Annotated in this window: 23 protein-coding genes and 1 tRNA gene; 16 read left to right on the top strand and 8 right to left on the bottom strand. The window is 68.7% G+C overall.

The window, feature by feature from the left end; translation table 11 throughout:
• Both IG04_RS0132430 and IG04_RS0132425 read right to left on the bottom strand, forming a co-directional pair.
• Positions 1-495 (bottom strand): FMN-binding protein, encoded by a 495-nt coding sequence (locus IG04_RS0132430; RefSeq protein WP_030480549.1) that lies wholly within the window; start codon positions 493-495, stop codon positions 1-3.
• Between the two features lie 14 nt (positions 496-509).
• Complete coding sequence (locus tag IG04_RS0132425; protein WP_030480548.1) at positions 510-1,868, bottom strand: ferredoxin reductase family protein; 1,359 nt, start codon at positions 1,866-1,868, stop codon at positions 510-512.
• A 136-nt stretch (positions 1,869-2,004) separates the two neighbouring features.
• Here IG04_RS0132425 and IG04_RS0132420 point away from each other — a divergent pair, with 136 nt between their 5' ends.
• Both IG04_RS0132420 and IG04_RS0132415 read left to right on the top strand, forming a co-directional pair.
• Positions 2,005-2,703 carry a response regulator transcription factor gene (locus IG04_RS0132420; RefSeq protein WP_030480547.1) on the top strand — a complete coding sequence of 233 codons (699 nt, stop codon included), beginning with the start codon at positions 2,005-2,007 and terminating at the stop codon, positions 2,701-2,703.
• The gene (locus IG04_RS0132415; protein ID WP_030480546.1) at positions 2,700-4,103 is read left to right on the top strand and encodes a sensor histidine kinase; all 1,404 of its coding nucleotides are present in this window, start codon (positions 2,700-2,702) and stop codon (positions 4,101-4,103) included. Before IG04_RS0132420 ends, IG04_RS0132415 begins: the two co-directional genes overlap by 4 nt.
• Here the strand turns inward: IG04_RS0132415 and mgrA are convergent.
• Positions 4,100-5,128 (bottom strand): L-glyceraldehyde 3-phosphate reductase, encoded by a 1,029-nt coding sequence (gene mgrA, locus IG04_RS0132410; protein ID WP_030480545.1) that lies wholly within the window; start codon positions 5,126-5,128, stop codon positions 4,100-4,102. The two genes, IG04_RS0132415 and mgrA, sit on opposite strands and share 4 nt — an antisense overlap.
• A 10-nt stretch (positions 5,129-5,138) precedes the next feature.
• Here mgrA and IG04_RS0132405 point away from each other — a divergent pair, with 10 nt between their 5' ends.
• Positions 5,139-6,791 carry a hypothetical protein gene (locus IG04_RS0132405; protein ID WP_084402102.1) on the top strand — a complete coding sequence of 551 codons (1,653 nt, stop codon included), beginning with the start codon at positions 5,139-5,141 and terminating at the stop codon, positions 6,789-6,791.
• Between the two features lie 63 nt (positions 6,792-6,854).
• Here the strand turns inward: IG04_RS0132405 and IG04_RS0132400 are convergent.
• Positions 6,855-6,927: transfer RNA gene (locus IG04_RS0132400), tRNA-Thr, on the bottom strand.
• Between the two features lie 259 nt (positions 6,928-7,186).
• Between IG04_RS0132400 and IG04_RS0132395 the strand changes: the two genes are divergently transcribed.
• From IG04_RS0132395 to otsB, 3 genes are all read left to right on the top strand, one after another.
• Positions 7,187-8,530 (top strand): threonine/serine exporter family protein, encoded by a 1,344-nt coding sequence (locus IG04_RS0132395; RefSeq protein WP_051771122.1) that lies wholly within the window; start codon positions 7,187-7,189, stop codon positions 8,528-8,530.
• Between the two features lie 69 nt (positions 8,531-8,599).
• Positions 8,600-10,033: an alpha,alpha-trehalose-phosphate synthase (UDP-forming) gene (locus IG04_RS0132390; protein WP_030480542.1), complete on the top strand. Its 1,434-nt coding sequence runs from the start codon at positions 8,600-8,602 to the stop codon at positions 10,031-10,033.
• Between the two features lie 44 nt (positions 10,034-10,077).
• Positions 10,078-12,609 carry a trehalose-phosphatase gene (gene otsB / locus IG04_RS0132385; RefSeq protein WP_030480541.1) on the top strand — a complete coding sequence of 844 codons (2,532 nt, stop codon included), beginning with the start codon at positions 10,078-10,080 and terminating at the stop codon, positions 12,607-12,609.
• A gap of 32 nt (positions 12,610-12,641) precedes the next feature.
• Here the strand turns inward: otsB and IG04_RS43160 are convergent, their stop codons facing one another.
• Together IG04_RS43160 and radA are read right to left on the bottom strand one after the other, a co-directional pair.
• Entirely contained in the window at positions 12,642-13,175 is a 534-nt protein-coding gene (locus IG04_RS43160) for a hypothetical protein (RefSeq protein ID WP_051771121.1), read from the bottom strand.
• 102 nt (positions 13,176-13,277) lie between these two features.
• Positions 13,278-14,690 (bottom strand): DNA repair protein RadA, encoded by a 1,413-nt coding sequence (radA, locus tag IG04_RS0132375; protein WP_084402103.1) that lies wholly within the window; start codon positions 14,688-14,690, stop codon positions 13,278-13,280.
• 210 nt (positions 14,691-14,900) lie between these two features.
• Here radA and IG04_RS0132370 point away from each other — a divergent pair, with 210 nt between their 5' ends.
• Positions 14,901-15,335 (top strand): hypothetical protein, encoded by a 435-nt coding sequence (locus IG04_RS0132370; protein WP_051771119.1) that lies wholly within the window; start codon positions 14,901-14,903, stop codon positions 15,333-15,335.
• 58 nt (positions 15,336-15,393) lie between these two features.
• On the opposite strand, the gene IG04_RS0132365 is transcribed toward IG04_RS0132370, so the two are convergent.
• Positions 15,394-16,134, bottom strand: coding sequence for a hypothetical protein (locus IG04_RS0132365; protein ID WP_051771117.1), 741 nt, complete (start codon positions 16,132-16,134; stop codon positions 15,394-15,396).
• 260 nt (positions 16,135-16,394) lie between these two features.
• Here IG04_RS0132365 and IG04_RS0132360 point away from each other — a divergent pair, with 260 nt between their 5' ends.
• The 4 genes from IG04_RS0132360 to IG04_RS0132345 are packed head-to-tail and all read left to right on the top strand — an operon-like array spanning position 16,395 to position 18,471.
• Positions 16,395-16,883 (top strand): CarD family transcriptional regulator, encoded by a 489-nt coding sequence (locus IG04_RS0132360; protein WP_012782996.1) that lies wholly within the window; start codon positions 16,395-16,397, stop codon positions 16,881-16,883.
• 34 nt (positions 16,884-16,917) lie between these two features.
• Entirely contained in the window at positions 16,918-17,610 is a 693-nt protein-coding gene (ispD, locus tag IG04_RS0132355; protein WP_030480536.1) for a 2-C-methyl-D-erythritol 4-phosphate cytidylyltransferase, read from the top strand.
• Positions 17,607-18,068, top strand: coding sequence for a 2-C-methyl-D-erythritol 2,4-cyclodiphosphate synthase (ispF, locus tag IG04_RS0132350; RefSeq protein ID WP_030480535.1), 462 nt, complete (start codon positions 17,607-17,609; stop codon positions 18,066-18,068). The genes ispD and ispF overlap by 4 nt, the downstream gene beginning before the upstream one ends.
• Positions 18,069-18,078: 10 nt before the next feature.
• Positions 18,079-18,471 carry a PPOX class F420-dependent oxidoreductase gene (locus IG04_RS0132345; protein WP_030480534.1) on the top strand — a complete coding sequence of 131 codons (393 nt, stop codon included), beginning with the start codon at positions 18,079-18,081 and terminating at the stop codon, positions 18,469-18,471.
• Here IG04_RS0132345 and IG04_RS0132340 read toward each other — a convergent pair.
• Positions 18,468-18,761, bottom strand: a complete 294-nt coding sequence (locus IG04_RS0132340) for a DUF6191 domain-containing protein (RefSeq protein WP_051771115.1) — start codon at positions 18,759-18,761, stop codon at positions 18,468-18,470. The two genes, IG04_RS0132345 and IG04_RS0132340, sit on opposite strands and share 4 nt — an antisense overlap.
• Before the next feature lie 53 nt (positions 18,762-18,814).
• Here IG04_RS0132340 and IG04_RS44425 point away from each other — a divergent pair, with 53 nt between their 5' ends.
• The 5 genes from IG04_RS44425 to IG04_RS0132315 all read left to right on the top strand — a co-directional run bounded on the left by IG04_RS44425 (position 18,815) and on the right by IG04_RS0132315 (position 24,598).
• Positions 18,815-19,759, top strand: coding sequence for a toll/interleukin-1 receptor domain-containing protein (locus IG04_RS44425; RefSeq protein ID WP_159460513.1), 945 nt, complete (start codon positions 18,815-18,817; stop codon positions 19,757-19,759).
• A 25-nt stretch (positions 19,760-19,784) separates the two neighbouring features.
• Positions 19,785-20,408 carry an HAD family hydrolase gene (locus tag IG04_RS0132330; protein WP_030480531.1) on the top strand — a complete coding sequence of 208 codons (624 nt, stop codon included), beginning with the start codon at positions 19,785-19,787 and terminating at the stop codon, positions 20,406-20,408.
• A complete protein-coding gene (cysS, locus tag IG04_RS0132325; RefSeq protein WP_030480530.1) occupies positions 20,405-21,799 on the top strand; it encodes a cysteine--tRNA ligase in 1,395 nt (464 codons plus the stop codon). The genes IG04_RS0132330 and cysS overlap by 4 nt, the downstream gene beginning before the upstream one ends.
• A gap of 5 nt (positions 21,800-21,804) precedes the next feature.
• Entirely contained in the window at positions 21,805-22,776 is a 972-nt protein-coding gene (gene rlmB, locus IG04_RS0132320) for a 23S rRNA (guanosine(2251)-2'-O)-methyltransferase RlmB (RefSeq protein ID WP_030480529.1), read from the top strand.
• A gap of 592 nt (positions 22,777-23,368) precedes the next feature.
• Positions 23,369-24,598, top strand: coding sequence for an MFS transporter (locus IG04_RS0132315; protein WP_030480528.1), 1,230 nt, complete (start codon positions 23,369-23,371; stop codon positions 24,596-24,598).
• The last annotated feature ends 13 nt before the right edge of the window (positions 24,599-24,611 follow it).

The raw sequence follows: 24,611 nt of genomic DNA, 5'->3' as shown, positions 1-24,611 counted from the left end.
CTACTGCGCCCCGTCGATCGCGGCCTGCAGCGACTGCTTGTAGCCCTCGGAGGTCGCGGTCGCGCCGGACACCGTGTCGATGTCCGCGCTCTGCGCCTTCAGGGCCGACTCGCGCAGCAGCGGCAGCGCCATCCTGGTCGGGTTGCTGTTGGGCGCCCGCAACGCCTTCACGTCGACGATCTTGGTCCCCTGCAACGTCACCTGCACCTGCACGGTGCCCTCGGAGGTGTTCACCGCGGGCCCGGACACGCTGCGGTTCTGGGCCTGCTGCTGGGTGGTCTGCTGCTGGGTCGTCTTCGGCGCGGCGCCGGTGGCCTGCGGTGCAGCCGTCTGCCGTGCCGTCGCCTGCGGTGCCGCCTGCTGCTGCGTCTGTTCCTGGGCCGGCGGCGCGGCGACCTCGCTGAGTTCGCCTTCGTGCGCGGCACCCGGCGAGTAGATCCAGACCGGAACCAGGCCGGCCACGCTCAGCGCCAGAACGGGAATTGCCCTCTTCACGTCGTCGGGCCCTTTCAGTTGGCCAGCGCGAAGCGCTCGGCGTGGATCTGGTTGCTGGGCACTCCCAGTTCGTCGAGGCTGGTGATCACCGCGTCGGTCATGCCGCCGGGGCCGCAGATGAACACGTCGCGGTCCTGCACGTCCGGCACGAGCGCGACGATGTTCTCCGGGCCGAGCAACGGACCGTTGGCGGTGATGGCCTTCGAGGAACCGGTGACCAGGCGCAGCACGGCGCCCTTGGCCCGTGCGAGACCTTCGAGCTCACGCAGCAGCACTGCTTCGCGCGGGTCGCTGACCCGGTAGAGCACCACGACGTGGCCCTTGATCTCCTCCAGCAGCGCACGGACCGGCGTGACGCCGACACCGCCCGCGACGAGCAACGCGTTGGGCTTGGTCTGGTGCATGGTCGTGAAGGCGCCGTACGGGCCCTCGGCGAACACGCGGGTGCCGACATTGATGTTGCGGATGTCCGCGCTGCCGGTGCCCAGGGCCTTCGCGGTGAGGCGCAGGTACTTGCCGTTCGGTGCCGCGGACAGCGAGAACGGGTTGGCCTGCCACCAGCGATCCTTGGTCAGGAAGCGCCAGAGGAAGAACTGGCCGGCCTTGGCGCCGAGCCGGTCGAGGTCCTTGCCCTCGATGTAGACCGAGACGACGTTGGGCGCCTCGGGCACCACGGCGGCGACGCGGAACTGGTGCTTCCAGTTGCGGTAGGCCGGGAGCACCACGCGTCCGATCAGGACGGACCCGAGCGCGAACGCCCAGAGGCCCCACCAGTAGCCGGTCGCGAGCGCGGACTTGCGGAACGTGCTGCCCACCGCGACCTGGTGCGAGAACGCCAGGAAGATCGCGACGTAGGTGTAGAGGTGGATGAAGTGCCAGGTCTCGTAGGCCAGCCGGCGCCGCGCGAAGCGGGCCGAGACGATGCCGACGACCATGATGATCGCCCACGCCACCAGCGCACGGAGGATGCCCTCCAGCTCGGTCGCCTGCCGGATGACCTCGGCGATCGGGCCGTCCGCGCCCGCGTTGCCCAGCGCGATGAAGACCAGGTGGCCGACCAGCGTGAAGAAGATCGTGAAGCCGATCCAGCGGTGCCACGAGGTGAGCTTGTCCATGCCCAGGCGCCGGTCGAGCCACGGCAGCCGCGCCACCAGGAGCAGCTGGAACGCCATGGCGAGCGCGCCGTACAGGCCCGCGAGCCGGCCGAAGTTGATCAGCTTGTTCGAGCCGACGCCCGCCACGTTGAACAGGTACGTCACGAAGGCCGCGTTGGCGAGGAGGAACACGTAGAGGCCGGCTTTGGCCAGCACCTTGTGCGGCGTCGCCCGACCGGCCGGGGCCGGTCGCACGGGGGGCTGCAGGGTGGTCGTCACGGCGGGCTCCTCGGTCAGGGCGGTCTCTGGCGGTCGGTCTCGATCCTTTGCGTTCGAGCTGTGGCTCCGCTTTGCCTCCGCTGTCGACTTCCTGTCGATCGAGCGGGAGAGCCATCAGGTGACGCACCATGAGCACGTGGACAAGGGGAACTCGGTTCGATTGCTCGTCGTAGATGACGAGCCGCACATCGCTGACCTGGTCGCGACGGTCGCCCGTTACGAGGGCTGGCAGGCCGCGACCGCGCTCAGCGGCGAAGAGGCCCTCAGAGAGGCCGCCGAGTTCCAACCCGACATCGTCGTGCTCGACCTCATGCTGCCTGACCTGGACGGATTCACCGTTCTTGATCGAATGCGGGCGGCCGGCGCGATGGTGCCGGTGGTCTTTCTGACGGCCCGTGACGGCACCGCGGACCGGGTGGCGGGGCTCACCCGAGGCGGCGACGACTACCTCGTGAAACCTTTTTCGGTCGAAGAACTGATGGCACGGCTTCGGGCCGTGCTGCGCCGCTCGACGGGTCCGTCGTGGAAGCGTTCGGTCCTGAAGGTCTCCGATCTGCTGATGGACGAGGACACCCGCGAGGTCCGTCGCGGCGGCAAGCTCGTGACGCTGACGCCGACCGAGTACGAGCTGCTGCGGTACCTGATGCGGCGCTCGCCGGCCGTGCTGACCAAGGCGCAGATCCTCGACCACGTGTGGGAGTACGACTTCGGCGGCCGTTCGAACGTGGTCGAGCTCGTCATCTCCCACCTGCGCCGCAAGCTCGACGACGGCCGCGAGCCGTTGATCCACACCGTGCGCGGTGTGGGGTACGTGCTCCGCCGAGCAGCGGAATGAAGCCTGTCAGCCAGTGGCGGCTGGGCACCCGGCTCGCGCTGGCCCTCGGCGCGCTGGCGTTGACGGTGTTCGTCATCGTCGGCTGGGTCATGGTCACGTCGATGCAGGACTTCCTGGACCGCCGCCTCGACGACCAGATGGCGATCAGCCAGACGGGCGCGGCGAAGGAGGTCCAGCACTACGGGAAGGTCAGCAAGCTTCCCCCGGACTGGTTCGCCGTCGTCTACAAGATGCAGGACGGCGAGCTGCGGCCCCAGCCGGGCGAGCAGCAGCCGGCCGATCGGGAGGAGTTCGACGCCATCGCGAAGAAGGCGTTGAACGGCGACCTGTTCGCGACCGACTACCTGCGTGGCGACGGCAAGTTCCGGCTGCGCGCCTGCGAGATCGTCGACAACGAGATCGTGCTGGTCAGCGCAGCCCCGCTGGACGACAGGGACGGCACGATCTCGCAGTTGATCACGGTCAGCGTGATCGCGTTCCTGGCTGCCCTGGTCGCGCTGGTGGTGGGCGGCCAGGCGTTGATCCGCAAGGGCATGCAGCCGCTGTCGGACATGGCCGACACCGCGCACGACATCTCGTCGCACGACCTGACCGACTCGGGTGACCTCGCCGTGCGGGTGGACAAACGGGGCGGCGGCGTCGAGGTCGAGGAGCTGCGCGAGGCGTTCAACAAGATGCTCGCGCACATCGACACTTCTTTGGTCGCCCGCACGGCCGCAGAACAACGCCTGCGCCGGTTCATCGCTGACGCCTCGCACGAACTGAGGACGCCTCTCACATCGTTGCGTGGCTACGCGGACCTCTTCAAGTACGCGGCGGCCAACGAGCCGGGCGAACGCGAGAAGCACCTGGAGAAGCTGCGGTCGGAGGCGTCACGCATGAGCGTGCTGCTCGACGACCTGTTGTTGCTGGCACGCCTGGACTCCGCGGCGACCGAGCCACCACTGCGCCCGGAGGAGCTGGACCTGTCGGTGATCGCGGAGGCGGCGGCGGACGCGTTCCGCGCGGGCAGGCCGTCGCACGTGCTGGACGTCGACGCCGACACGGTGACCATGACCGCGGACCCCACGCGGTTGCGGCAGGTGCTCGACAACCTGCTGGCCAACGCGGCCGTGCACACACCCGCGGGCACGTCGGTGGCGTTGAAGGTGACGGCCGAGAACGGCTGGGCGGTGATCAGGGTGAGCGACAGCGGACCCGGTATCCCGGCGGCCGACCAGGCACGGATCTTCGACCGGTTCTACCGGGTGGACGACTCGCGGACCCGCCAGCGCGGCGGCAGCGGCCTGGGCCTCGCCGTGGTCCAGTCGCTGGTGGAGGCGCACGGCGGCAGGATCGAGCTGGCCAGCCGGCCGGGGTCGACGGTCTTCACGATCCGCCTCCCCCGGCACCCGGACTAGTCCGCCTGGGACGACGTGGCCCACAGGTCGATGCCCGACTCGACGGCGTGCTTGTCGATCTCGGCGAGCTCGTCGTCGGTCAGCGGCGGCGCCTGCAGGGCCGCGAGGTTCTGCTCCAGCTGCCCCACTGAGGACGCGCCGATCAACGCCGACGTGACGCGCGGGTCGCGGATCGTCCAGGTCAGCGCGAGCTGCGCGAGCGACTGGCCGCGCGACTGCGCGATCTCGTTGAGCGACCGGATGCGGGCGAGGTTCTCGTCGGTGAGCAGGTCCGTCGACAGCGACTTGCCCTGCGAGGCGCGCGAGCCCTCGGGAACGCCGGTGAGGTAGCGGTCGGTCAGCATGCCCTGCGCGAGCGGCGAGAACGCGATGCAGCCCGCGCCGACCTCCTCCAGCGTGTCCAGCAGCTCCGGCTCGATCCAGCGGTTGAGCATCGAGTACGACGGCTGGTGGATCAGCAGCGGCACACCGGCGGACCGGAGCAGCTCGGCGGCCTCGCGGGTCTTGACGGGCGAGTACGACGAGATGCCGGCGTAGAGCGCCTTGCCCTGCTGGACCGCGGACACGAGCGCGCCCATGGTCTCCTCCAGCGGCGTCTCCGGGTCGAACCGGTGGGAGTAGAAGATGTCGACGTAGTCGAGGCCCATCCGGGTCAGCGACTGGTCGAGCGAGCTGAGCAGGTACTTGCGGCTGCCCCACTCCCCGTACGGCCCGGCCCACATGTCGTAGCCCGCTTTTGTGGAAATGACGAGCTCGTCGCGGTACGGCCTGAGATCATCCTTCAGGATCTGCCCGAACGTGATCTCCGCCGAGCCGTAGGGCGGACCGTAGTTGTTGGCGAGGTCGAAGTGCGTGACACCGAGGTCGAACGCCCTCCGCGCGATTCCGCGGCCCAGCTCGTAGGGCCGGTCACCGCCGAAGTTGTGCCAAAGACCGAGCGAGATGGCGGGCAGCTTGAGGCCGCTGCGTCCCGTCCGCCGGTAGGTCATCTGGTCGTAGCGCGCGCTATCCGCGAGGTAGGACATGGTGCCCAGAATGTCACGTCCTAACGAGACAGAGCAGGACGAGAAACACATCTTCATGCAGGCAGAGGACGTCCGCGCGATGGTGATCGAAGCGCAGGACTCGCCCACCGGTCTCACGATCCGCCGGACGTGGATCGACGGCACGCTCGACCTGGACTTCCTGACGATGGCCGGGCCGCTGGCCCTGGTCGGCTGCCACCTGCCGGAAGAACTGACCCTGCGGCACGCGCAGATCGGCACGATCGACCTCAGCAGCACGAACGTGTGGGGTGTGCGGGCGGAAGGCCTGCGCACCAGGAACTTCGAGATGACCCACGCGCGGTGCGGCGACAAGTTCGACCTCGACCACGCCCAGATCGACGGCACCCTTCAGCTGGGTGGCACCAGCGTCGGTTCGTTCACCGCGTACGGCCTGAAGGTCACCGGTTCTTTCATGGCGAGGGAGTTGTACGCGAGGCCGGGATGGCGCGGTGGATGCGCGCTGCACCTGGACAACGTCGACATCGGCGGTGACCTGGTCCTCGACGACGCCATGATCACCGGGCTCGCCGGACCCGCGATCACCGCGAACAGCGCGAAGGTCGGCGGTGTGTTCTCCGCCGAGAACGCGATCATCCGCGGTGACTCCGACGCGCTCTTCCTCCTCGAAGCCGACATCGGCGCGCTGGATCTGCGCGACACCGTGCTGCGCGGGGCGTTGTGCACGGATGGCGCGCGGATCCGTTCCGAGGTGAAGCTCGGCGGGATCGACGCGGTCTCGCGGGAGGCCGACGCCACCATCCGCATGGTGGACACGACGATCGGCGCGGGGCTTCTGCTGACCGGCCTCGTGCGCGGCCGCGCGGGCCAGGCCGTGTCGCTGCACAGAACGACGGTCGGGGCGAGCCTGACCATCCGGGAGGCCGACATCGACGCGGACAGCGGCAAGGCCGCGCTGGAGATCAGCAACTGCGACGTCGGCAGCGAGCTCACGATCCGCCCTGACGTTCTCCTCAACCGCGGTGACGGTCTCGAGCTCGATCTCTTCAGCACGAAGACGGTCCGGGCGCTCGGGCTCGAAGCCGAGGACCTCGTCTCGGCCGACGCCTTCACCGTGACGGTGCGGGGACTGTCCTATCCGGACGCACCGGAGGACACCGACGCGTGGCTCACGATGCTGCGCGACCACACCTTCGGGTACGAAGCTGAGCCGTACCAGCAACTCGCCGCCGTGCACCGCGCCGCCGGGCACGAGCACACCGCACGGCGCGTCCTGATCGCACAACAAGACGACCTGCGCCATCGCGGCGACCCCGGCAACAGGCTGTGGCACTGGTTCCTCGGCGTCACGCTCGGCTACGGCTACCGGCCCTCCCGGGCGGTGATTGGCCTACTCGTCACGTTCCTGCTCGCGCTCTGTCTCGTGTGGACGACCAACGCCTATAACGGCCTGACACCGGCCAAAGACCGCCCCGCGAACTCCTGTTCACCTGTGAACAGGATCAGTCTTGCGGCGGATCTCGCGATCCCGCTCGTGAAGCTCGGTGGCACACCCAGATGCGAACTGGCGAACGGACCAGCAGGACAGTGGGCGACCGGAGCAGGCTGGGTCGTGCAGATCCTGGGTTGGTCGTTCGCCACGCTCAGTGTCGCGGGCTTTACCGGACTCGTTCGCAAAAGCTGACGACCGTGCCGCCGGAAATGAGACGAGGGTCCGCCCACCTGGGCGAACCCTCTTCCCCAATTGAGCCGGCGAGGGGAATCGAACCCCTAACCTTTCGCTTACAAGGCGAGTGCTCTGCCAATTGAGCTACGCCGGCCGGCCTGTGTTCGCGAACATCGTAAGCGCCCGTTGCGGGTGTTACCTGCGGCGAACGGTCTGCTCTCAGTGTGATCGGATTGCTCCGACAGGAGTCAGACCAACCAACCGAGTGGATCAATGCGTCGCAGTGACCGCCTTGACCAGGTCAGGAGGGTAACCAACAGACAGTGATCATGTCCTCCTTTTCGGGTCGCCCGATCGGAGGTGGCAGACGACACAGCAACAGTCGAAGGCCCTGTCACGATCACACGACGGAGGTGCCCACGATTTCCACGAACAGCCTGCACGGCCCGGCTCTGCCCGATGACACCACGGTTCACCTGGTACTCGATCTCGCCCTCAAGATCGGTGAGGTCCAAATGGCCAGTGGGGCCGGTGCGGCCGATGTGACAGCCACGATTCTCTCGGTCACCGAGAGCTATGGACTCCCGCACACCGAAGTCGACGTGATCTACACCTCGATCAGCGTGTCCTGTCATCGCGGCACGGAGGCGTTGCCGATCACGTCGATTCGCGTCGTCCGGCAACGCGGTCTCGACTACACGCGGCTCGCCGATGTCGAACAACTGGTGCGCAATCTGGGGCCGATCGAGGAAGCCCACGCACGGCTCGAAGACATCACGAACGCCAAGCACCCGTACCCGCGCTGGATCGCCACCGCCGCATGGGGCGGAATGGCGGGCGCGGTGGCGTTCCTCGTGGGCGGCGGGCTGGTGCTCGCGCTCACCGCGGCGGTCATCACGGCGGTGGTCGACCGGGTCGGCCGCATCCTCAACCGCCGCAACCTGCCGTTCTTCTTCCAGCAACTCCTCGGCGGCGCGCTCGGCACGGGTGCCGCGCTGGCGATCTACTCGACCGGGTTGCTGCCGGTGCGGCCGAGTCTGCTCGTGGCCGTCGGGATCGTGGTGCTGCTGTCCGGGCTCGCGCTGGTGAGCACCGTGCAGGACGCGATCTCCGGCTACAACGTCACCGCCGCGGGCCGCACGGTCGAAACCGTGCTGCTCAGCGCGGGCCTGATAGCCGGTGTCGCGCTGGCGATCCGCACGGCCGTCCACTTCGGACTGGACATCCGGCTCAGCGACCCGTTGCCGGCCCTGATCTCCGCGGTGCCGATGCAGTTCGCGGCCGGAGCGGCGACCAGTGCGTTCTTCGCACTCGCCTGTTACGCACGGCCACGCGCTCTCGTCGCCGCCGCCATCTCCGGCGCGATCGGCACGGCCGCGTACGGCCTCATGACGAGCCTCGGCCTCGACGCGCTGCTGAGTTCCGCCGTGGCGGCCGCGATCACCGGGTTCGGCGGCGCCACGATGACCCGCCGGTTGCGCATCCCGACGCTCGTCGTCGTCCAGGCCGGCGTGGTCCCGCTGCTGCCCGGCTGGACCACGTACCGAGGCCTGTTCCAGCTCACCGCCGAGGGCGATCCGGCTGGTTTGAGCACGCTCGTCTTCGCGAGTGGCATTGCTCTCGCACTGGCCGGAGGTGTCGTATTCGGCGAGTACCTGGCCCAGCCGGTGCGCACCGGACTGGGGCGTCTGGAGCGCAAGTTCGCAGGTCCGCGCATGTCCGGCCCGCTCAAACCCAGCAAGCGTCGTTTGGAGTGAAACTCGCTGTGACGGGGGTTACACGACACGCCGAGAGCACGGGTCCGCACTAGCCTCGTTTTCGTGAGCATGGACATTGGCGAGAACGGGGCGGAATTCGTAGTCGTGGCCAACCGGCTGCCGGTTGACCTGGAGCGCTTGCCCGACGGAACCGAGCGGTGGAAACACAGCCCGGGCGGGCTCGTGAGCGCGCTCGAACCGTTCCTACGCTCACACAGCGGCGCCTGGGTCGGCTGGCCCGGCGTCGCGGACACCGAGGTGCCGCCGTTCGAGGACGACGGCCTGCTGCTGCACCCCGTCGAGCTCTCGGCCAAGGAGGTCGAGGACTACTACGAGGGCTTCTCCAACGGCACGCTCTGGCCGCTCTACCACGACGTCGTGGCGCAGCCCGCGTTCCACCGGCACTGGTGGAACGCCTACGTGAAGGTCAACCAGCGGTTCGCCGACGCGACCGCGAAGGTCGCCGCCCAGGGCGCGACGGTGTGGGTGCAGGACTACCAGCTGCAGCTCGTCCCGGCGATGCTGCGCGACCAGCGGCCCGACCTCAAGATCGGCTTCTTCCTGCACATCCCGTTCCCGCCGGTCGAGCTGTTCATGCAGCTCCCGTGGCGCACGGAGATCATCCGCGGCCTGCTCGGCGCCGACCTGGTGGGCTTCCACCGGCCCGGCGGCGCGCAGAACTTCCTCTGGCTGGCTCGCCGCCTCGTCGGCCTGGAGCCCAGCCGCGGCACCGTCGGTGTCCGGACCCGGCCAGGTGTCGTGCAGGTCGGCGACCGGACGGTGCGCGTCGGCGCGTTCCCCATCTCGATCGACAGCGCGGGCCTCGACGCGGTGGCCCGGCGCAAGGACACCCAGGCCCGCGCGAGGCAGATTCGAGAGGATCTCGGCAACCCGAAGCGCATCCTGCTGGGTGTGGACCGCCTCGACTACACGAAGGGCATCGACGTCAGGATCCGCGCTCTGTACGAGCTGATCGCGGACGGACGCGTGGACCCGGAGGACGTCGGGATGATCCAGCTCGCGACACCCAGTCGTGAGCGGGTCGACCACTACAAGACGATGCGCCAGGACATCGAGCAGTCGGTCGGGCGGATCAACGGCGAGTTCGGACGGGTCGGCAAGCCCGTCGTGCACTACCTGCACCAGTCGGTGGACCGCGAGGAGCTCGTCGCGTTCATGAGCGCGGCGGACGTCATGGTCGTCACGCCCGTTCGGGACGGTATGAACCTCGTGTGCAAGGAGTACGTGGCCTGCCGATATGATCTTGGTGGAGCTCTGGTGCTCAGCGAGTTCGCCGGCGCTGCCGCAGAACTGACCAGTGCGTTCCTGGTGAACCCCCATGATCTGGACGGTGTCAAGAACGCATTGCAGGCCGCCCTCGACATCGATCCCGCAGAAGGCCGCCGTAGGATGCGCGCGCTGCGCCGTCAGGTCCTCACCCACGACGTTGACCGTTGGGCAAGGTCGTTCCTGGAGGCGTTGGGCACGCAGACCTCGGTCTGAATCCTTTCAGATCCCATGACCCATCGAGTGCTCCAGGAGGGGCGTTGACCGCCGAGGCCCTCCCCGCCGAACTGCGCCGTGCCATCGTGCAGCTGGCCAGGACCCCGCGACTGCTGGTCGCAAGCGACTACGACGGAACACTCGCGCCGATCGTGAGCGATCCGGAGCAGGCCCGCCCGCTCCCGGAGTCGGTGAACGCGCTGCGTTCGCTGGCGTCGCTGCACGAGACCACATCGGCCGTGATCTCGGGTCGCGCGCTGCGCGACCTGGCCACCCTTTCCCGCCTGCCGGGCGAGGTCCACCTGGTGGGCTCGCACGGCTCCGAGTTCGACGTCGGCTTCGTGCACGCGCTGGACGCCAACGCCAAGGCGTTGCTGCGGCGCATCGAGACCGACCTCGAAGAGATCGTCGACGGCCAGGAGGGCGTGCACCTCGAGGTGAAGCCCGCCTCGATCGCCGTGCACGTCCGCCGTGCGGCGAGCGAGGCCATCGGCGCAGCGGTGCTCGACGCCGTCCGCTCCGGCCCGTGCACCTGGGAAGGTGTGCAGGTCACCGAGGGCAAGGCCGTCATCGAGCTCGCCGTCGTCGAGACCAACAAGGGCCACGCCCTCGACATCCTGCGGCACCAGGTGGGCGCCACCGCGGCGATCTTCCTGGGCGACGACGTCACGGACGAGAAGGCGTTCGAGCGCCTGCACGGCCCGGACCTCGGCATCCGCGTGGGTGCCGGTGAGTCGCTGGCCCAGCACTACGTCGCCGATCCGGCCGACGTGGCGACGGTGCTGGCGTTCCTCCTGGAGGAGCGCCGCGCGTGGCTGCACGGCGACCAGGCCGTGCCGATCGAGCGCCTGACCATGCTCGCGAACGAGCGGTCCGTGGCTCTCGTGACGCCGGACGCCAAGGTCAACTGGCTGTGCCACCCCGAGCCGGACTCCGCGGCGATCTTCGCGGACCTGCTCGGCGGCCCCGCCGCAGGCCACTTCTCGATCAAGCCGGAGCACGGGTCGCTGCCGCTGGGCCAGCGCTACCTGCCGGGCACGATGATCGTCGAGACCCGCTGGTCGCGGCTCCTGGTGTCGGACTACCTGGAGCACGACCTGGCCTCGCACCGCACGGACCTCGTCCGGCGGATCTCCGGCTCGACCAACGCGGTGATCACGTTCGCGCCGCGCCCCGAGTTCGGGCAGGTGCCGGTGCGGCTGCTGCGCGAGCGCGACGGCCTGCGCATCGTCGGCACGTCGGACCCGATGGTGCTGCGTTCCCCCGGTGTCGACTGGGAGATCACCTCGGACGGCGTGCAGGAGACCGCACGCGCCGTGGTCCGGCCGCGCGAGGGTGCGCCGGTGTTGCTGGAGCTGCGGTGCGGCACCGACGACATCTCCGAGCACGCCCAGCCCGAGTCCGTGCGCCGTGACCGCGCCGCGGGCTACTGGGCGGACTGGGCGGCGGGTCTTCGACTGCCGACCGTGCAGACGGACCTGGTGCTGCGTTCGGCACTGACCCTGCGTGGCCTGGTGCACAAGGACTCCGGCTCGATCATGGCGGCGGCCACCACGTCACTGCCCGAGGAGCTCGGCGGCGTCCGGAACTGGGACTACCGCTACTGCTGGCTGCGCGACGGCGCGATGACCGCCGCCGCGCTGGTGTCGGTGGGCTCGTACGCGGAGGCCGACGGCTTCCTGGTGTGGCTGCACGGCGTCCTGGAGACCATTCCCGGCCCCGAGCGGCTGCACCCGCTGTACACGCTGCACGGCACTCAGCTGGGCGCCGAGGCCGTCATCGAGTCGCTGCCCGGCTACGCGGGCTCGCGTCCCGTGCGCGTTGGCAACCTCGCGAACCAGCAGGTGCAGCTCGACGTGTTCGGCCCGGTCGTCGACCTGGTCGTGCAGCTGGCCACCGCGCGTGGTGCGTTGTCGGACGCCGACTGGGCGATGGTCCAGGCGATGGCCGAGGCCGTCTCGCGGCGCTGGCACGAGCCCGACCACGGCATCTGGGAGGAGCGGCACGCGCCGCGCCACCACGTGTACTCCAAGGTCATGTGCTGGCTGACCATCGACCGCGCCATCAAGCTCGGCGAGCAGTTCGGCCGCGAGCTGGACCCGTCGTGGGTGCCGCTGCGCGACACGATCTCCAACGACGTGCTCAAGAACGGCTGGAACGACGAGGTCCAGTCCTTCACCACGGCCTACGACGGCGACGACCTGGACGCCGCCTCGCTGTTCGTGGGTCTGTCGGGTCTGATCGACCCGGCCGACGAGCGCTTCCAGTCGACCGTGACGGCCATCGAGGCGGAGCTGCGGTCCGGCTCGACCGTGTACCGCTACCACCGCGACGACGGCCTGCCGGGCGACGAGGGCGGCTTCCACCTCTGCGCCGCCTGGATGATCGAGTCGTACCTGCTCACCGGTCGTCGCACCGAGGCCGAGGAACTCTTCGCGCAGATGGTGGACGCGGCCGGCCCCACCGGCCTGCTGCCCGAGGAGTACGACCCGGTCGCCGAGCGCTCGCTGGGCAACCACCCGCAGGCGTACTCGCACCTCGGGTTGATTCGCTGCGCCCAGCTGCTTTCGCAGTGATTTAGAGGTTCTGCTGCCGCCGCGGTCCTGTTTCAGGGCCGCGGCGGTACTTTTTCGATGATCTTCGCGGTGCCCGGCGAGCCGCCGAGCAACGTGATCACGTCGCCGCGGATGAGATGCGCCCACGCCGGCGGCACGAACGGCCTCAGCCGTGCCGTGGCGCGTTCACCCGGCCCCAGCACGGGCTTGGACTCGATCCACAGCGCGGCCACCCGCTGGTGCTTGCCCGTGACGTCCCACATCGGACGTTCTCCCCTGGCCTGCAACGGTTCCGCGGCGACAGCCAGCGTCAGCTCGACCCGCAGCACGCCTTGGATCGACTCCACGCACCGCCACTGGAACCAGGCGTCGTCCTGGTCCATCTCGGTCGCCGCCTCGGCCAGCAGGGCCCAGTAGCGCGGTGTCTGCCAGGTGTGGCCGTCGAACTCCCCCAGCAGCTGGAGAACCAGCTCCCACTCCTCGAGGTCCAGGTAGTCGAGCAGGTCGGCGCTCTGCACCTCCGAGGGCACCAAGGCCGCTGCGAACCGCAGTAACTCACCGATCTCGCTGTCGTGTCTCCCCAACACCCGCGTATTCGATCACGGCCTGCGCAGCCGCACGCGCCCGGCCGCTCGGGAGCCCGGCACCGACCGCCCCGGACCGCCGCGTCCCCTCGACGCGGCAGCTGCTCAGTCGTCGTCGGTGATGCTCTCGCTGCCCTTGCTCTCGCTGCCCTTGCTGCTGTGCCGCCTGTTCAGTCCCAGCACCTCCAGCGCCGACACCAGATCGTGCGCCACCAGCGCCCGCACCCCGTCCGGCAGCGGCCCGTGGTCCGGCGGCACCAGCGCCTTCTTGAAGCCGAGCCGTGCGGCCTCGCTGAGCCGCTTGCCGACGCCGTTCACGCGCCGGATCTCACCGGCCAGCCCCACCTCACCGAGCACCACCAGGTCGGCCGGCAGGGCGATCTCGCGTTCCGCCGACGCCACCGCCAGCACCACGGCGAGGTCCGCGGCCGGTTCGACCAGCCGCATGCCGCCCACGGTCGCGGTGAAGACGTCCTTCTGGAACAGGTTGACCTTGCCGCGCTTCTCCAGCACCGCCAGCGCCATGGCGATCCGCGCGGAGTCGAGCCCGCTCACCGCGCGCCGGGGCGCCGGGAGATTCGTCTTCGCCACCAACGCCTGCACCTCGCCGAGCATCGGCCGCTTGCCCTCGACGATCACCGTGACGCAGGTGCCCTCGACAGCTTTGTCGCGCCGCGTGAGGAACAACCCGGACGGGTCCGGCACGCACGCGATGCCGTCGTCACGCAGCTCGAAGCACCCCACCTCGTCCGCCGCGCCATAGCGGTTCTTGATGCCGCGCAGCAGCCGCAGACTGGAGTGGCGATCACCCTCGAACTGCAGAACGACGTCGACCAGGTGCTCCAGCACCCTGGGCCCCGCAACGGATCCGTCCTTCGTGACGTGTCCGACCAGGACGATCGGCAGCCCGCGTTCCTTGGCCATCGCGATCAGTCCGGAAGCGACGGCGCGCACCTGGGTCACGCCTCCGGGCCCGCCCTGGGCACTCATCGTCGACATGGTCTGGATGGAGTCGACGATCAACATCGACGGCTTCACCTCGTCGACCTGCCCGAGCAACGCGCTGAGCTCACTCTCGGCCGCCAGGTACATCTCGCCGTGGAGGTTGCCGGTGCGTTCCGCGCGCAGCCGCACCTGCCCCGCCGACTCCTCACCCGTGACATAAAGACAACGCCCGTGGCTCTCGGCCCACCGGTGCGCCGCCTCCAGCAACAACGTCGACTTGCCCACGCCGGGCTCACCGGCGAGCAGCACGACGGCACCAGGCACCAGGCCGCCGCCCAGCACCCGGTCGAACTCGCTGACGCCAGTCGGGAGCGCCCGCGCCGACTCGATGTCGACCTCGCCGATCGGCCGGGCGACCGACGTCGGCGCGCCCGCCACCACCCGCGTCACCGACGCGGTGCCTCGTTCCTCGATGCTGCCCCAGGCCTGGCACTCGGGGCAGCGGCCGAACCACTTCGCCACCTCGTGCCCGCACTCGGCACAACGGAAGATCGGCCGCGCTGTCTTCACCACGAGCCGAACGTTAGAGCACAGGTACGACAGTGCTGGTTTGCCGCTGCTGCGCAGACTCCGGCTCGTTCGCCGGGAAGTCGGTCGTCCTCGCGGACAGCCAGGTCAGGCCCGGCTTCGAGAAACTTCCAAGATTCTTTGGCGGGTTTGTCGATCCGGTGTCGTGCCCGTTCGACGCATCAGTGGAAGGACACGACACACCTGGAGGACACAGTGAGCACCGCAACCGCTTCCGCGACGAAGACCCGCAAGTTCGCCATCGGCCGCTACGCCACCGTCGTCACCCGCGTGCTGACCGGCCTGCTCTTCGCCACGACCGGCCTGAACGGCTTCATCATGTTCATGCCCGCCCCGGACCCCAGCACGATGGCACCCGAAGGTGTGGCCTTCAGCGGCGCCCTCTACGCGACCGGGTACATGCTGCAGCTCGCGTCCGGCGTCCAGTTGCTCTCCGGCATCCTGCTGATCATCGGCCGGTTCGTGCCGCTGGCTCTGGCGCTGCTGGCACCGATGGTCGTGAACATCTTCCTGTTCCACGTCTTCCTGGAGCCCAGCGGCATGGTGATGGCGCTGCTCGTGGTCGCCGCCGAGATCGGCCTCGCATGGGCCTACCGCGACAAGTTCCGCCCGATGCTGCAGGCCTCCTGAACAAACGAAGAACGCCGCCCCCTGATGCCAGGGAGCGGCGTTTTCGTGCGTCGGAAGGCTAGTGGCCGCCGGACTCGTGGTTCTCGCTCGTGCGCTTGTGCTCGGACGGCGCCATGGGCACCTCCAGCGTCAGCGAGCCGGCCTTCTCGAAGAGGAACGTGATCTTGACGGTCTGTGCCGCCACGACCTCGCGGTTCAGGCTCTTGAGCGTGCAGCGGATCTGCAGCACCTCGAGGTCCGGGTCCACGGCCGTCGGTGCGGCGGAGGAGTTCGAGGGGCGGCCGGTCGAGGACGCGGCGGACGACGACACACCCGAGGACGGCGTACCGGTCGACGACACACTCGAGGACGGGGTGCCGGCGTTGGAGGACGGCGTGCCCGCGTTCGACGACGGAACACCCGAGGTCGGCACGACCGACGAGGCAGCGGAGGACGAAGGCGCGGAGGTCTTCGTCGGCGCCTTCGAGGCGTCGTACTCGGCCCGCAGCGCGTACTGCGCCGGGATGTCCTTCGAGCCGACGACCTCGGCCTCGGCCTCGGAGGCCTCGGACTTGATCGACAGCAGCTTGTCCGGGGTGGACCCGGTGTTCGCGATGACGAACGTCAGCGGGACGTCCTCACCGTCCTTGTACCGGTTGCCGTCCGCCGGGAAGGCGAGCATGGCGTTGCGCACCGCGATCGGGCCGGCGTTGCCGCTCGCACCATCGACGGCGGCCACCTGGGTGTCGGTCTGGGTGACCTGACCGGCGCTGCAGCCGACCGCCACCAGGCCGAGGCCAGCGGCCAGCGCTGCCGTCACGATAAACCGGCGAGACACTCCTGAATTCACGGCTCCAGCGTCCTTCCTAGGGAACAACCACCAGGCAAGGAGCCTAACCGGGACCCGAATCGAGGACGCGACGGGCTGCCAGTCGATCTTCGATGAGACGTACCTTGCACGCGAACAGGTGGTTTGTCAACCCCCCGCATGGCCCTGACCAGCACTAACGGATCTTCGAGCAGCAATCGGAGGGTTGCTGGACGTGTTAGGATGGAGGCATCGAAAGGGGCAGAGGACACATGGTTTTCAAGGTCGGAGAGACCGTCGTCTACCCGCACCACGGTGCCGCTCTCATCGAAGCAATCGAGACCCGCGTGATCAAGGGCGAGGAGAAGAAGTACCTCGTTCTCAAGGTAGCGCAGGGCGACCTCACCGTTCGGGTTCCCGCTGACAACGCCGAAATCGTAGGCGTGCGTGACGTTGTCGGCCAGGAAGGGCTCGACAAGGTTTTCGAGGTCTTGCGTGCTCCCCACACCGAGGAGCCGACCAACTGGTCTCGGCGGTACAAGGCCAACCTTGAGAAGCTCGCCTCCGGCGACGTGAACAAGGTTGCGGAAGTGGTGCGCGACCTCTGGCGGCGCGAGAAGGATCGCGGGCTTTCCGCCGGCGAGAAGCGGATGCTGGCGAAGGCGCGGCAGATACTGGTCAGCGAGCTGGCGCTGGCCGAAGGCACCGACGAGGACAAGGCCGAGGTTCTCCTCGACGAAGTTCTCGCCACTGCCTCGTAGTTCTCAACAAGAGCATCGGATGTAAGTCGCGAACATGAGTGTTGTCGCGCTCGTGCCCGCGGCAGGGCGAGGTGAGCGTCTGGGCTACGGGATGCCCAAGGCGCTCGTGCCGGTCAACGGTGTACCGCTGTTGACGCGTGCAGTGCAGGGTCTGTTCGAGTCAGGCCAGGTTCAGCACGTGGTCATCGCCGCCCCACCGTCCGATGTGGATCAAGTGCACACCGCAACCGCCTCGCTGGCCCCGGCCGGCGGGGCGGTGCACGTGCTTCCAGGGGGCTCCGAACGCACCGACTCGGTGCGGCTCGCCCTCGAACACGCGCTCCGCGTGATTCCGGACACCTCGATCGTGCTGGTCCACGACGCTGCCCGCGCCTTCACCCCTCCCGAGGTCATCGCCGGTGTCGTCGCCGCCGTGCGCGGCGGGTACGACGCCGTCATCCCGGTGCTCCCGGTCGCCGACACGATCAAGCAGGTGGACGAGGCCGGAGTGGTCGTCTCCACACCTGATCGAGCCGCGCTGCGGATCGTGCAGACCCCGCAGGGTTTCCGCGCCGAGACTCTCAGAGCCGCCTATTGCTCCGGTATCGCCGCGACTGACGACGCTGCTCTCGTAGAGCAGACCGGTGTCGCGGTCCACACGGTTCCCGGGCACCCCCACGCCATGAAGATCACCACCCCGTTCGACCTCGCGGTCGCGGAAGCACTGTTCAGCGGAGGCCAGGAGTGAGGATCGGCCAGGGCGTCGACGTCCACCCGATCGAAGCGGGTCGTGAGTGCTGGATCGCCGGACTGCTGTGGGAGGGCGTCGACGGGTGCGCAGGCCACTCCGACGGCGACGTGGCCTCCCACGCGCTGTGCGACGCGCTGCTGTCCGCGGCGGGCCTGGGCGACCTGGGCGCCGTCTTCGGTACGTCGGACCCCCGCTGGTCGGGCGCCCACGGCGTTGTCCTGCTCACGGAGGTGCGCCGCCTCATCGAGGAGGCCGGCTTCCGTGTGGGAAACGCCACAGTGCAGGTCATCGGCAACCAGCCGCGCATCGGCAAGCGCCGCGAAGAGGCCCAGCAAGCGCTTTCCGACGCGATCGGCGGCCCGGTCTCGGTGGCCGGCACCACCACGGACGGCCTGGGTCTCACAGGGCGAAACGAGGGCATCGCAGCGATCGCGACAGCCCTGCTGTTCTCGTAGCCTGACGACCATGGCCACGCTTTCAGAAACGCAGCGCGAACTCCTCGACAGCCCGAACTACGCCACTGTCGCCACGCTGACCAAGGACGGCAGCCCGCAGACCTCCGTCGTCTGGATCAAGCGCGACGGCGACGACGTGCTGTTCTCCACCGTCGTCGGCCGCGCGAAGGAACGCCACCTGCGCAACGACCCGCGGTTGAGCATCACCGTCATCAACAAGGACAACCCGTACCAGTACAGCGAGTTCCGCGGTGACGCGTCGCTGACGACCGAGGGTGGCGCCGAGCTCATCAACGAGCTCTCGCACAAGTACCTCGGCAAGGACTACCCCGGCGACGCCGGCACGGACAACGTCCGCGTCATCGTCCGCGTGAAGGTCGCCAAGACCACGGGCACCGCCTAACGCGGCTGCCTCTGCGCAGGCACCTTCAGCACGGCCGTGCCGCCGTCGAGGTCCACCCGGCTTCGCGGCGGCGCGTGGTCGCCCTCGTCGTCGCGCAGCTGCCGTTCCTCCTTGCGGAACTCCAGTTCGTCGCGCTTGCCCGCCTCGAACGTGGCGCCGAGCTCGCTGATCCCGGCCGTCGACATCGGCGTGCCCTTCCTGCCGCGGAAGAACCGCTCGATGACCGCGAGGCAGAACAACGCCGCCACCAACGCGGGTAACGACATCGCGAAAAGGAACCCCAGGCTCATACCTACCCAACTCCCCGCACAGCGGTGTGGTTCCCGCCACTAACATGCGCCTCGTGCCCAAGTACGACGTGTGCCTCTCCTTCGCCGGCGAAGACCGCCCCTACGTCGACGAGGTGGCCCGCCACCTCACCGAGCTGGGCGTGACCCGCTTCTACGACACCGACGAGCAAGCCGATCTCTGGGGCAAGAACCTCATCGAGCACCTCGACCAGATCTACCGCCACGACTCGCGCTTCTGCGTGATGTTCGTGTCGGAGCACTACGCCAGGAAGATGTGGACCAAGCACGAGCGGCAGTCCGCGTTCGACCGCGCGCTGGTCTCCGACACCGAGTACGTGCTGCCGGTCCGGTTCGACGACACCGACCTCCCGGCGCTGCGGGTCGGCACCGGTTACCTCGACCTGCGCCGTCTCACCCCGCGCGAACTGGCCGGGATGATCGCGAAGAAGGTCGGGACCGCGGTCGCCGCGCCGCCGGCGGGCTGGGAGTACCAGCTGTTCTCCGACAACGTGGGGCTGCACATGCGCAACCTCAAGGACAAGCGGATCAGCCACGAGATGGGCTTCGCCGCGGCCGGGCGGACGATCACCACGGACACCGACGCGCTGGACTACTTCACGGCGCGGTCGCGGACGTTCGACGGGATCATCAACGCCATCTCGGACCTGCTCTCGCCGGGCAGGCAGCAGTGGGCGTTCGGTCCGGCGGGCCGGCCGGGCGACAAGGACAAGATCCGCCTGCTGGCGAACCGCTTCGTGGAGCAGTACGAGAACCTGCTCGACTGGTCGGCCGACCTGCGCGGCACCACGACGCCGGACCGGTTCACCGCCCTCTACGCCACCGCCGCGCAGCTCCCTGACCAGCCGCTCAAGCAGATCGAGCAGTTCGTCGAGGAGTTCACGGCCGCCAGCGAGCGCGGTGCGGGCGATCTGGAGCTCACCCTGTCCTACGACATGTCACCGGTCGAGGCCGAGCTCAAAAAGGTCCAGACCACCTAGCCGTTCGGCACGTAGAGTCGGGGGCGTGACGATCCGCGCCGCGCTCTTCGACTTCTCCGGCACGCTGTTCCGCCTCGAGCATCCCGAGCTCGAGTCCAACGGTGCCCTGATGCGTGCCCTCACGGCCCCGGTCGGCATCGCCGACGACATGGACCCCGAACTGGTGGACGCCTGGCACCGCCGCGACCTCGACCCCGACGTCCACCGCTGGGTCCACGTCAGGGTCCTGAAGGACGCCCTGGTCGCGGACGCCGAGGCGTTCTACGACCAGCTGCTGGCCCCGGAGTCGTGGGTGCCGTACCCGGACACCAGGGCCACGCTGGAGCACCTGAAGGACGTCCCCGTCGCGGTGGTCAGCAACATCGGCTGGGACATCCGCAGCGTCTTCGAGCTGCACGGCCTGACGCACCTCGTGGACGAGTTCGTGCTGTCCTACGAAGAAGGCGTCATCAAGCCGGACCCGAAGATCTTCACCACCGCGTGCGAACGGCTGGGCGTCGATCCCCGCGAGGCCGTGATGGTCGGCGACAGCGAGGAGGCGGACGGCGGAGCCGAGGCGATCGGTTGTGCCTTCCGGCTCGTCAACCCGGTTCCTACGAGTGACCGGCCAAATGCACTATTGGATGTGGCCCGTACCATTCCCGTGTGAGCCTCCACATCTACGACACGGCGAGCCGGTCCATGCGGGAGTTCCACCCGCAGGTCAACGGAACGGCGTCGATCTACGTGTGTGGGGCGACGGTGCAGGGTGTGCCGCACATCGGGCACGTCCGCAGCGGCCTGAACTTCGACGTCCTGCGCCGCTGGCTCGCCCGCGACGGCGCTGACGTCACGCTGGTCCGCAACGTCACCGACATCGACGACAAGATCCTCACCAAGGCAGCCGAGCACGACCGGCCCTGGTGGGAGTGGGCGTACACGCACGAGCGCGCCTTCGAGGACGCCTACGACGCGCTGGGCTGCCTGCCGCCGTCGTACGCGCCGCGCGCCACCGGCCACGTCACGCAGATGGTCGAGCTGATGCAGCGGCTGATCGACAAGGGCCACGCGTACGACGTCGACGGCGACGTCTACTTCGACGTGCGTTCTTTCCCCGAGTACGGCGCGCTGTCCGGGCAGCGGCTCGACGGCGTGGAGCAGGGTGAGACGGCGGTGCGCGGCAAGCGCGACCCGCGCGACTTCACGCTGTGGAAGGCCGCGAAGCCCGGTGAGCCGTCCTGGCCGACGCCGTGGGGCGACGGCAGGCCCGGCTGGCACCTGGAGTGCTCGGCGATGGCCACGACGTACCTCGGCGGCACGTTCGACATCCACGGTGGCGGGCTCGACCTGATCTTCCCGCACCACGAGAACGAGCAGGCCCAGTCCCGCGCGGCCGGTGACGGCTTCGCGAACTACTGGATGCACAACTACTGGGTGACGCTGTCCGGCGAGAAGATGGCCAAGTCGCTCGGCAACACCGTCTCCATCCCCGCGATGCTGGACAAGGTCCGCGCGCAGGAGCTGCGGTACTACCTGGTGGCGCCGCACTACCGGTCGCACATCGAGTACTCCGAAGAGGCGTTGCAGGAGGCGGTGACGTCCTACGGGCGCATCGAGTCGTTCCTGCGCCGTGTCGCCGAACGCGCTGGTCAGGTCCAGCTCGGGGGCGACATGTGCCCGGACTTCGTGGTGGCGATGGACAACGACCTGAACACGCCCCAAGCCGTGGCGGCACTGCACAACAAGGTGCGCCAGGGCAACACGGCACTCGCCGACGGCGACCACGAGACGGCCCGTGCGGCCGCCGAGTGCGTGCGCCGGATGGCTGACATCCTCGGCGTCGACCCGTTGTCGCCGAAGTGGAACGACGCCTCGTCTGCCGATCTCGGCATGCGACAGGCGTTGACCATCCTGGTGGATCGACTTCTCGTCGAACGCCAGGACGCCCGCAAGAGCAGGGATTTCGCGCGCTCTGACGCACTGCGCGACCAGCTGCACGACGCGGGCATCGCCGTCGAGGACACCCCCGACGGTCCGCAGTGGACTTTGAAGGACGACTGACTTCCGTGGCTGGCAATTCCAAGCGCAAGGGCGCGATGCGCAATCCGGGCTCGAAGAAGGGCGCGGTCACCGGCTCCGGCGGCCAGAAGTCCAAGGGGCTGCAGGGCAAGGGTCCGACGCCGAAGGCGGTCGAGCGACCGAACCACCCGGCGTACAGGAACGCCAAGATGGCGGCGAAGTCCAGTGCCGCCAGGACCCAGCGCAGGCAGACGAAGGACAAGGCCTCCGCCGAGACCGTGGCGGGCCGCAACCCGGTCGTGGAGTGCATGCGCGCGGGCACGCCCGCGACGGCGCTGTACGTGGCTCTGGGCATCGACTCGGACGACCGCGTGACCGAGGCCGTGAGCCTGGCCGCCGAGCGGGGAATCTCCGTGCTGGAGGTGTCCCGCGGTGAGCTCGACCGGATCACCGGCGGCGCGATGCACCAGGGCCTCGGCCTGCAGGTGCCGCCGTTCGAGTACGCGACCGCGGACGAGCTGCTCGAACTGGCTCAGCGCTCCAGCGCGCCGCCGCTGCTGGTGGCGCTCGACGGCGTGACGGACCCGCGCAACCTGGGTGCCGTGGTGCGGTCCGCCGCGGCGTTCGGCGCGCAGGGCGTCGTGGTGCCGCAGCGCCGCAGCGCGTCGATGACGGCGGTCGCCTGGCGCACGAGCGCGGGCACGGCGGCGAAGATCCCGATCGCGATGGCCACGAACCTCACCCGCACGCTGCGCGACTGGGCCGAGGCCGGCCTGATGGTCGTGGGCCTCGACGCGGACGGTGACGTCGACGTCGACGGTCTGGACCTCGCGACGGGCCCGCTCGTCGTCGTGGTGGGCTCGGAAGGCCGCGGCCTCGGCCGTCTGGTCAAGGAGACCTGCGACCAGACCGTGTCGATCCCGATGGCCACCGGCGTCGAGTCGCTCAACGCGTCCGTCGCGGCGGGTGTCGTGCTGGCCGAGGTCGCCCGCCGCCGCCGTATTGCGGCCAAGGGCTGAAACCCTACTGACGGGGCTTGTCTGACAGTTGTCTGACGTTATCGGCCGGTGCGCGACGCCAATCGCGTTCATTGCCGACGTTAGTGATCGTTTTCCCGCCTGCGAAACCGGTTTCGTCACGCAGGCGGGGAAACAAGATCTCCACACTTGCCAGAACTTCACGACTGATCTCGATGACAAACCGCGGGGCCTATTTCGCGCCACTCCCGGGCGCGGGTACGTTCATCTTGATCGCAATTCACCTGTCCGGCCGCGCCGGAGCCGGGGCTGGTTGGACCGGTTGGCGGAGCTGCGAACACCCGTTTGGCACCAGCTGACACACAACGTGACCATTTGGGATCCAATCAGGCGATCCCGAGGTCAACTGTCAAGAAGATCAGCTCGACGTTTTGCTATTGTAACTACTTTAGGTAACTGCCCTGCTCCGTTTAGGTACACACTGTGGTAGGACAGACGTTGAACGGTCAGGCAGCTTCTACCGTGATTGTCGATAGGAATTGATTACCACCGGCGGGGGCGACGTGACTCGGCGTAGGACGAATCGGGACGTGCCGATTCGCCGCGCGCGGGCAGCGACCCCGCGAGGTACCGCATGACGACCCGCGGCACCCTGCGCGAGCTCGTGGGTTTGCGCGAGTTCCGCGCCATGTGGATCGGTTCGACGGTATCGACCGCCGGTGACCAACTCGCGGCAGTCGCACTATCACTGCTCGTATTCGAACGAACACGATCCGTCGCCGCGACCGCCCTCACGTGGTCGCTGACGCTCTTCCCGCCGTTGATTTCGGGCCCGTTGCTCGGCTGGGTGGCCGACCGGTTCCCGCGCCGCACGGTAATGGTGACGACGGCCTGGTTGCAGGCGGCGTTCATGGCGGCGATGGCCATTCCGGGCATGCCGCTGTGGGCCATGATCGTGCTGCTGGTGGTGGTCCTGGCGATCTCCTCGCCGTACCTCGCGGCCCAGGAGGCGAGCCTCCCGCACGTGCTGCCGCCGAAGCGCTACGACGACGGGGTGGCCTTGTTCGGCACGTCCGTCGACATAGCCCAGATGGCAGGCCTGGCGGCCGCCGGCTTCCTCGTCGCGCACACCAGTCCGGGCCTGGCGCTGGCGGTCAACGCTGTCACGTTCGCCGCTCTGGCGATCCTGGTGCAGACGTCCGTGAAGCACCGCCCGGCCGCGGACCCGCTGGGCCGCAAGAAGAAGAAGGACGACGACGAGCCACGCGGCGTGCTGACGCTGATGGTGTCCGAGCCGCGCCTGAGGACCCTGCTGGGCGTCCGCATGCTCGCGGGCCTCGCGATGGTCCCGGAAGGCCTCGCGATCCCCCTGGCGGCCAGTCTGAACGCGGTCTGGGCGGTCGGCCTGATCCTCGCCATCGAACCCGCCGCGAACGTGCTGGGCGTGGCGCTGCTCTTCCGCCTCGTCCGGGATCCGGCGAAGCGAGAACGTCTCATCGGCCCGCTCGCGATCCTGTCGCTGGCGCCGTTGATCCTGTTCGCTCTGAACCCGAACCTGACCTGGACGATCGTTTTGCTGGTGTTCGCCGGTATAGGCGGGGCTTATCACACACCCGCTCGTTCGGCGTGGATGCGCCTGCTACCGGACCAGTACCGCGGCAGGGCTTATGGCATCGGGCGCGCGGCGCTGCGTTCGAGCCAGGGCGGAGGAATGGCGCTGGCCGGTGTCGTCGCCACTTCGATCGGATCGGTGACGGCCACGATCGCGGGAGCGGGCGGAATCGGACTGCTGCTGGCGACGCAGGCGACCTTCGCCTGGCGACGTGCCCGGGGTCGCGACGACACGAAGGCGGTGGCAATCTGAAACAGAACGGTCA

It is taken from the genome of Lentzea albidocapillata, assembly GCF_000719115.1.
Lineage (GTDB): Bacteria > Actinomycetota > Actinomycetes > Mycobacteriales > Pseudonocardiaceae > Lentzea > Lentzea albidocapillata.
This window is presented reverse-complemented; position numbering and strand designations above follow the sequence as displayed.

Bases quoted from the DNA above. Each gene is read 5' to 3' on its own strand.
- IG04_RS0132415 (WP_030480546.1), top strand. From the start codon at position 2,700: ATGAAGCCTGTCAGCCAGTGGCGGCTGGGCACCCGGCTCGCGCTGGCC.
- mgrA (WP_030480545.1), bottom strand. From the start codon at position 5,128: ATGTCCTACCTCGCGGATAGCGCGCGCTACGACCAGATGACCTACCGG.
- IG04_RS0132405 (WP_084402102.1), top strand. From the start codon at position 5,139: ATGTCACGTCCTAACGAGACAGAGCAGGACGAGAAACACATCTTCATG.
- IG04_RS0132390 (WP_030480542.1), top strand. From the start codon at position 8,600: ATGGACATTGGCGAGAACGGGGCGGAATTCGTAGTCGTGGCCAACCGG.
- IG04_RS0132360 (WP_012782996.1), top strand. From the start codon at position 16,395: ATGGTTTTCAAGGTCGGAGAGACCGTCGTCTACCCGCACCACGGTGCC.
- ispD (WP_030480536.1), top strand. From the start codon at position 16,918: ATGAGTGTTGTCGCGCTCGTGCCCGCGGCAGGGCGAGGTGAGCGTCTG.
- IG04_RS0132345 (WP_030480534.1), top strand. From the start codon at position 18,079: ATGGCCACGCTTTCAGAAACGCAGCGCGAACTCCTCGACAGCCCGAAC.
- IG04_RS0132340 (WP_051771115.1), bottom strand. From the start codon at position 18,761: ATGAGCCTGGGGTTCCTTTTCGCGATGTCGTTACCCGCGTTGGTGGCG.
- IG04_RS0132315 (WP_030480528.1), top strand. From the start codon at position 23,369: ATGACGACCCGCGGCACCCTGCGCGAGCTCGTGGGTTTGCGCGAGTTC.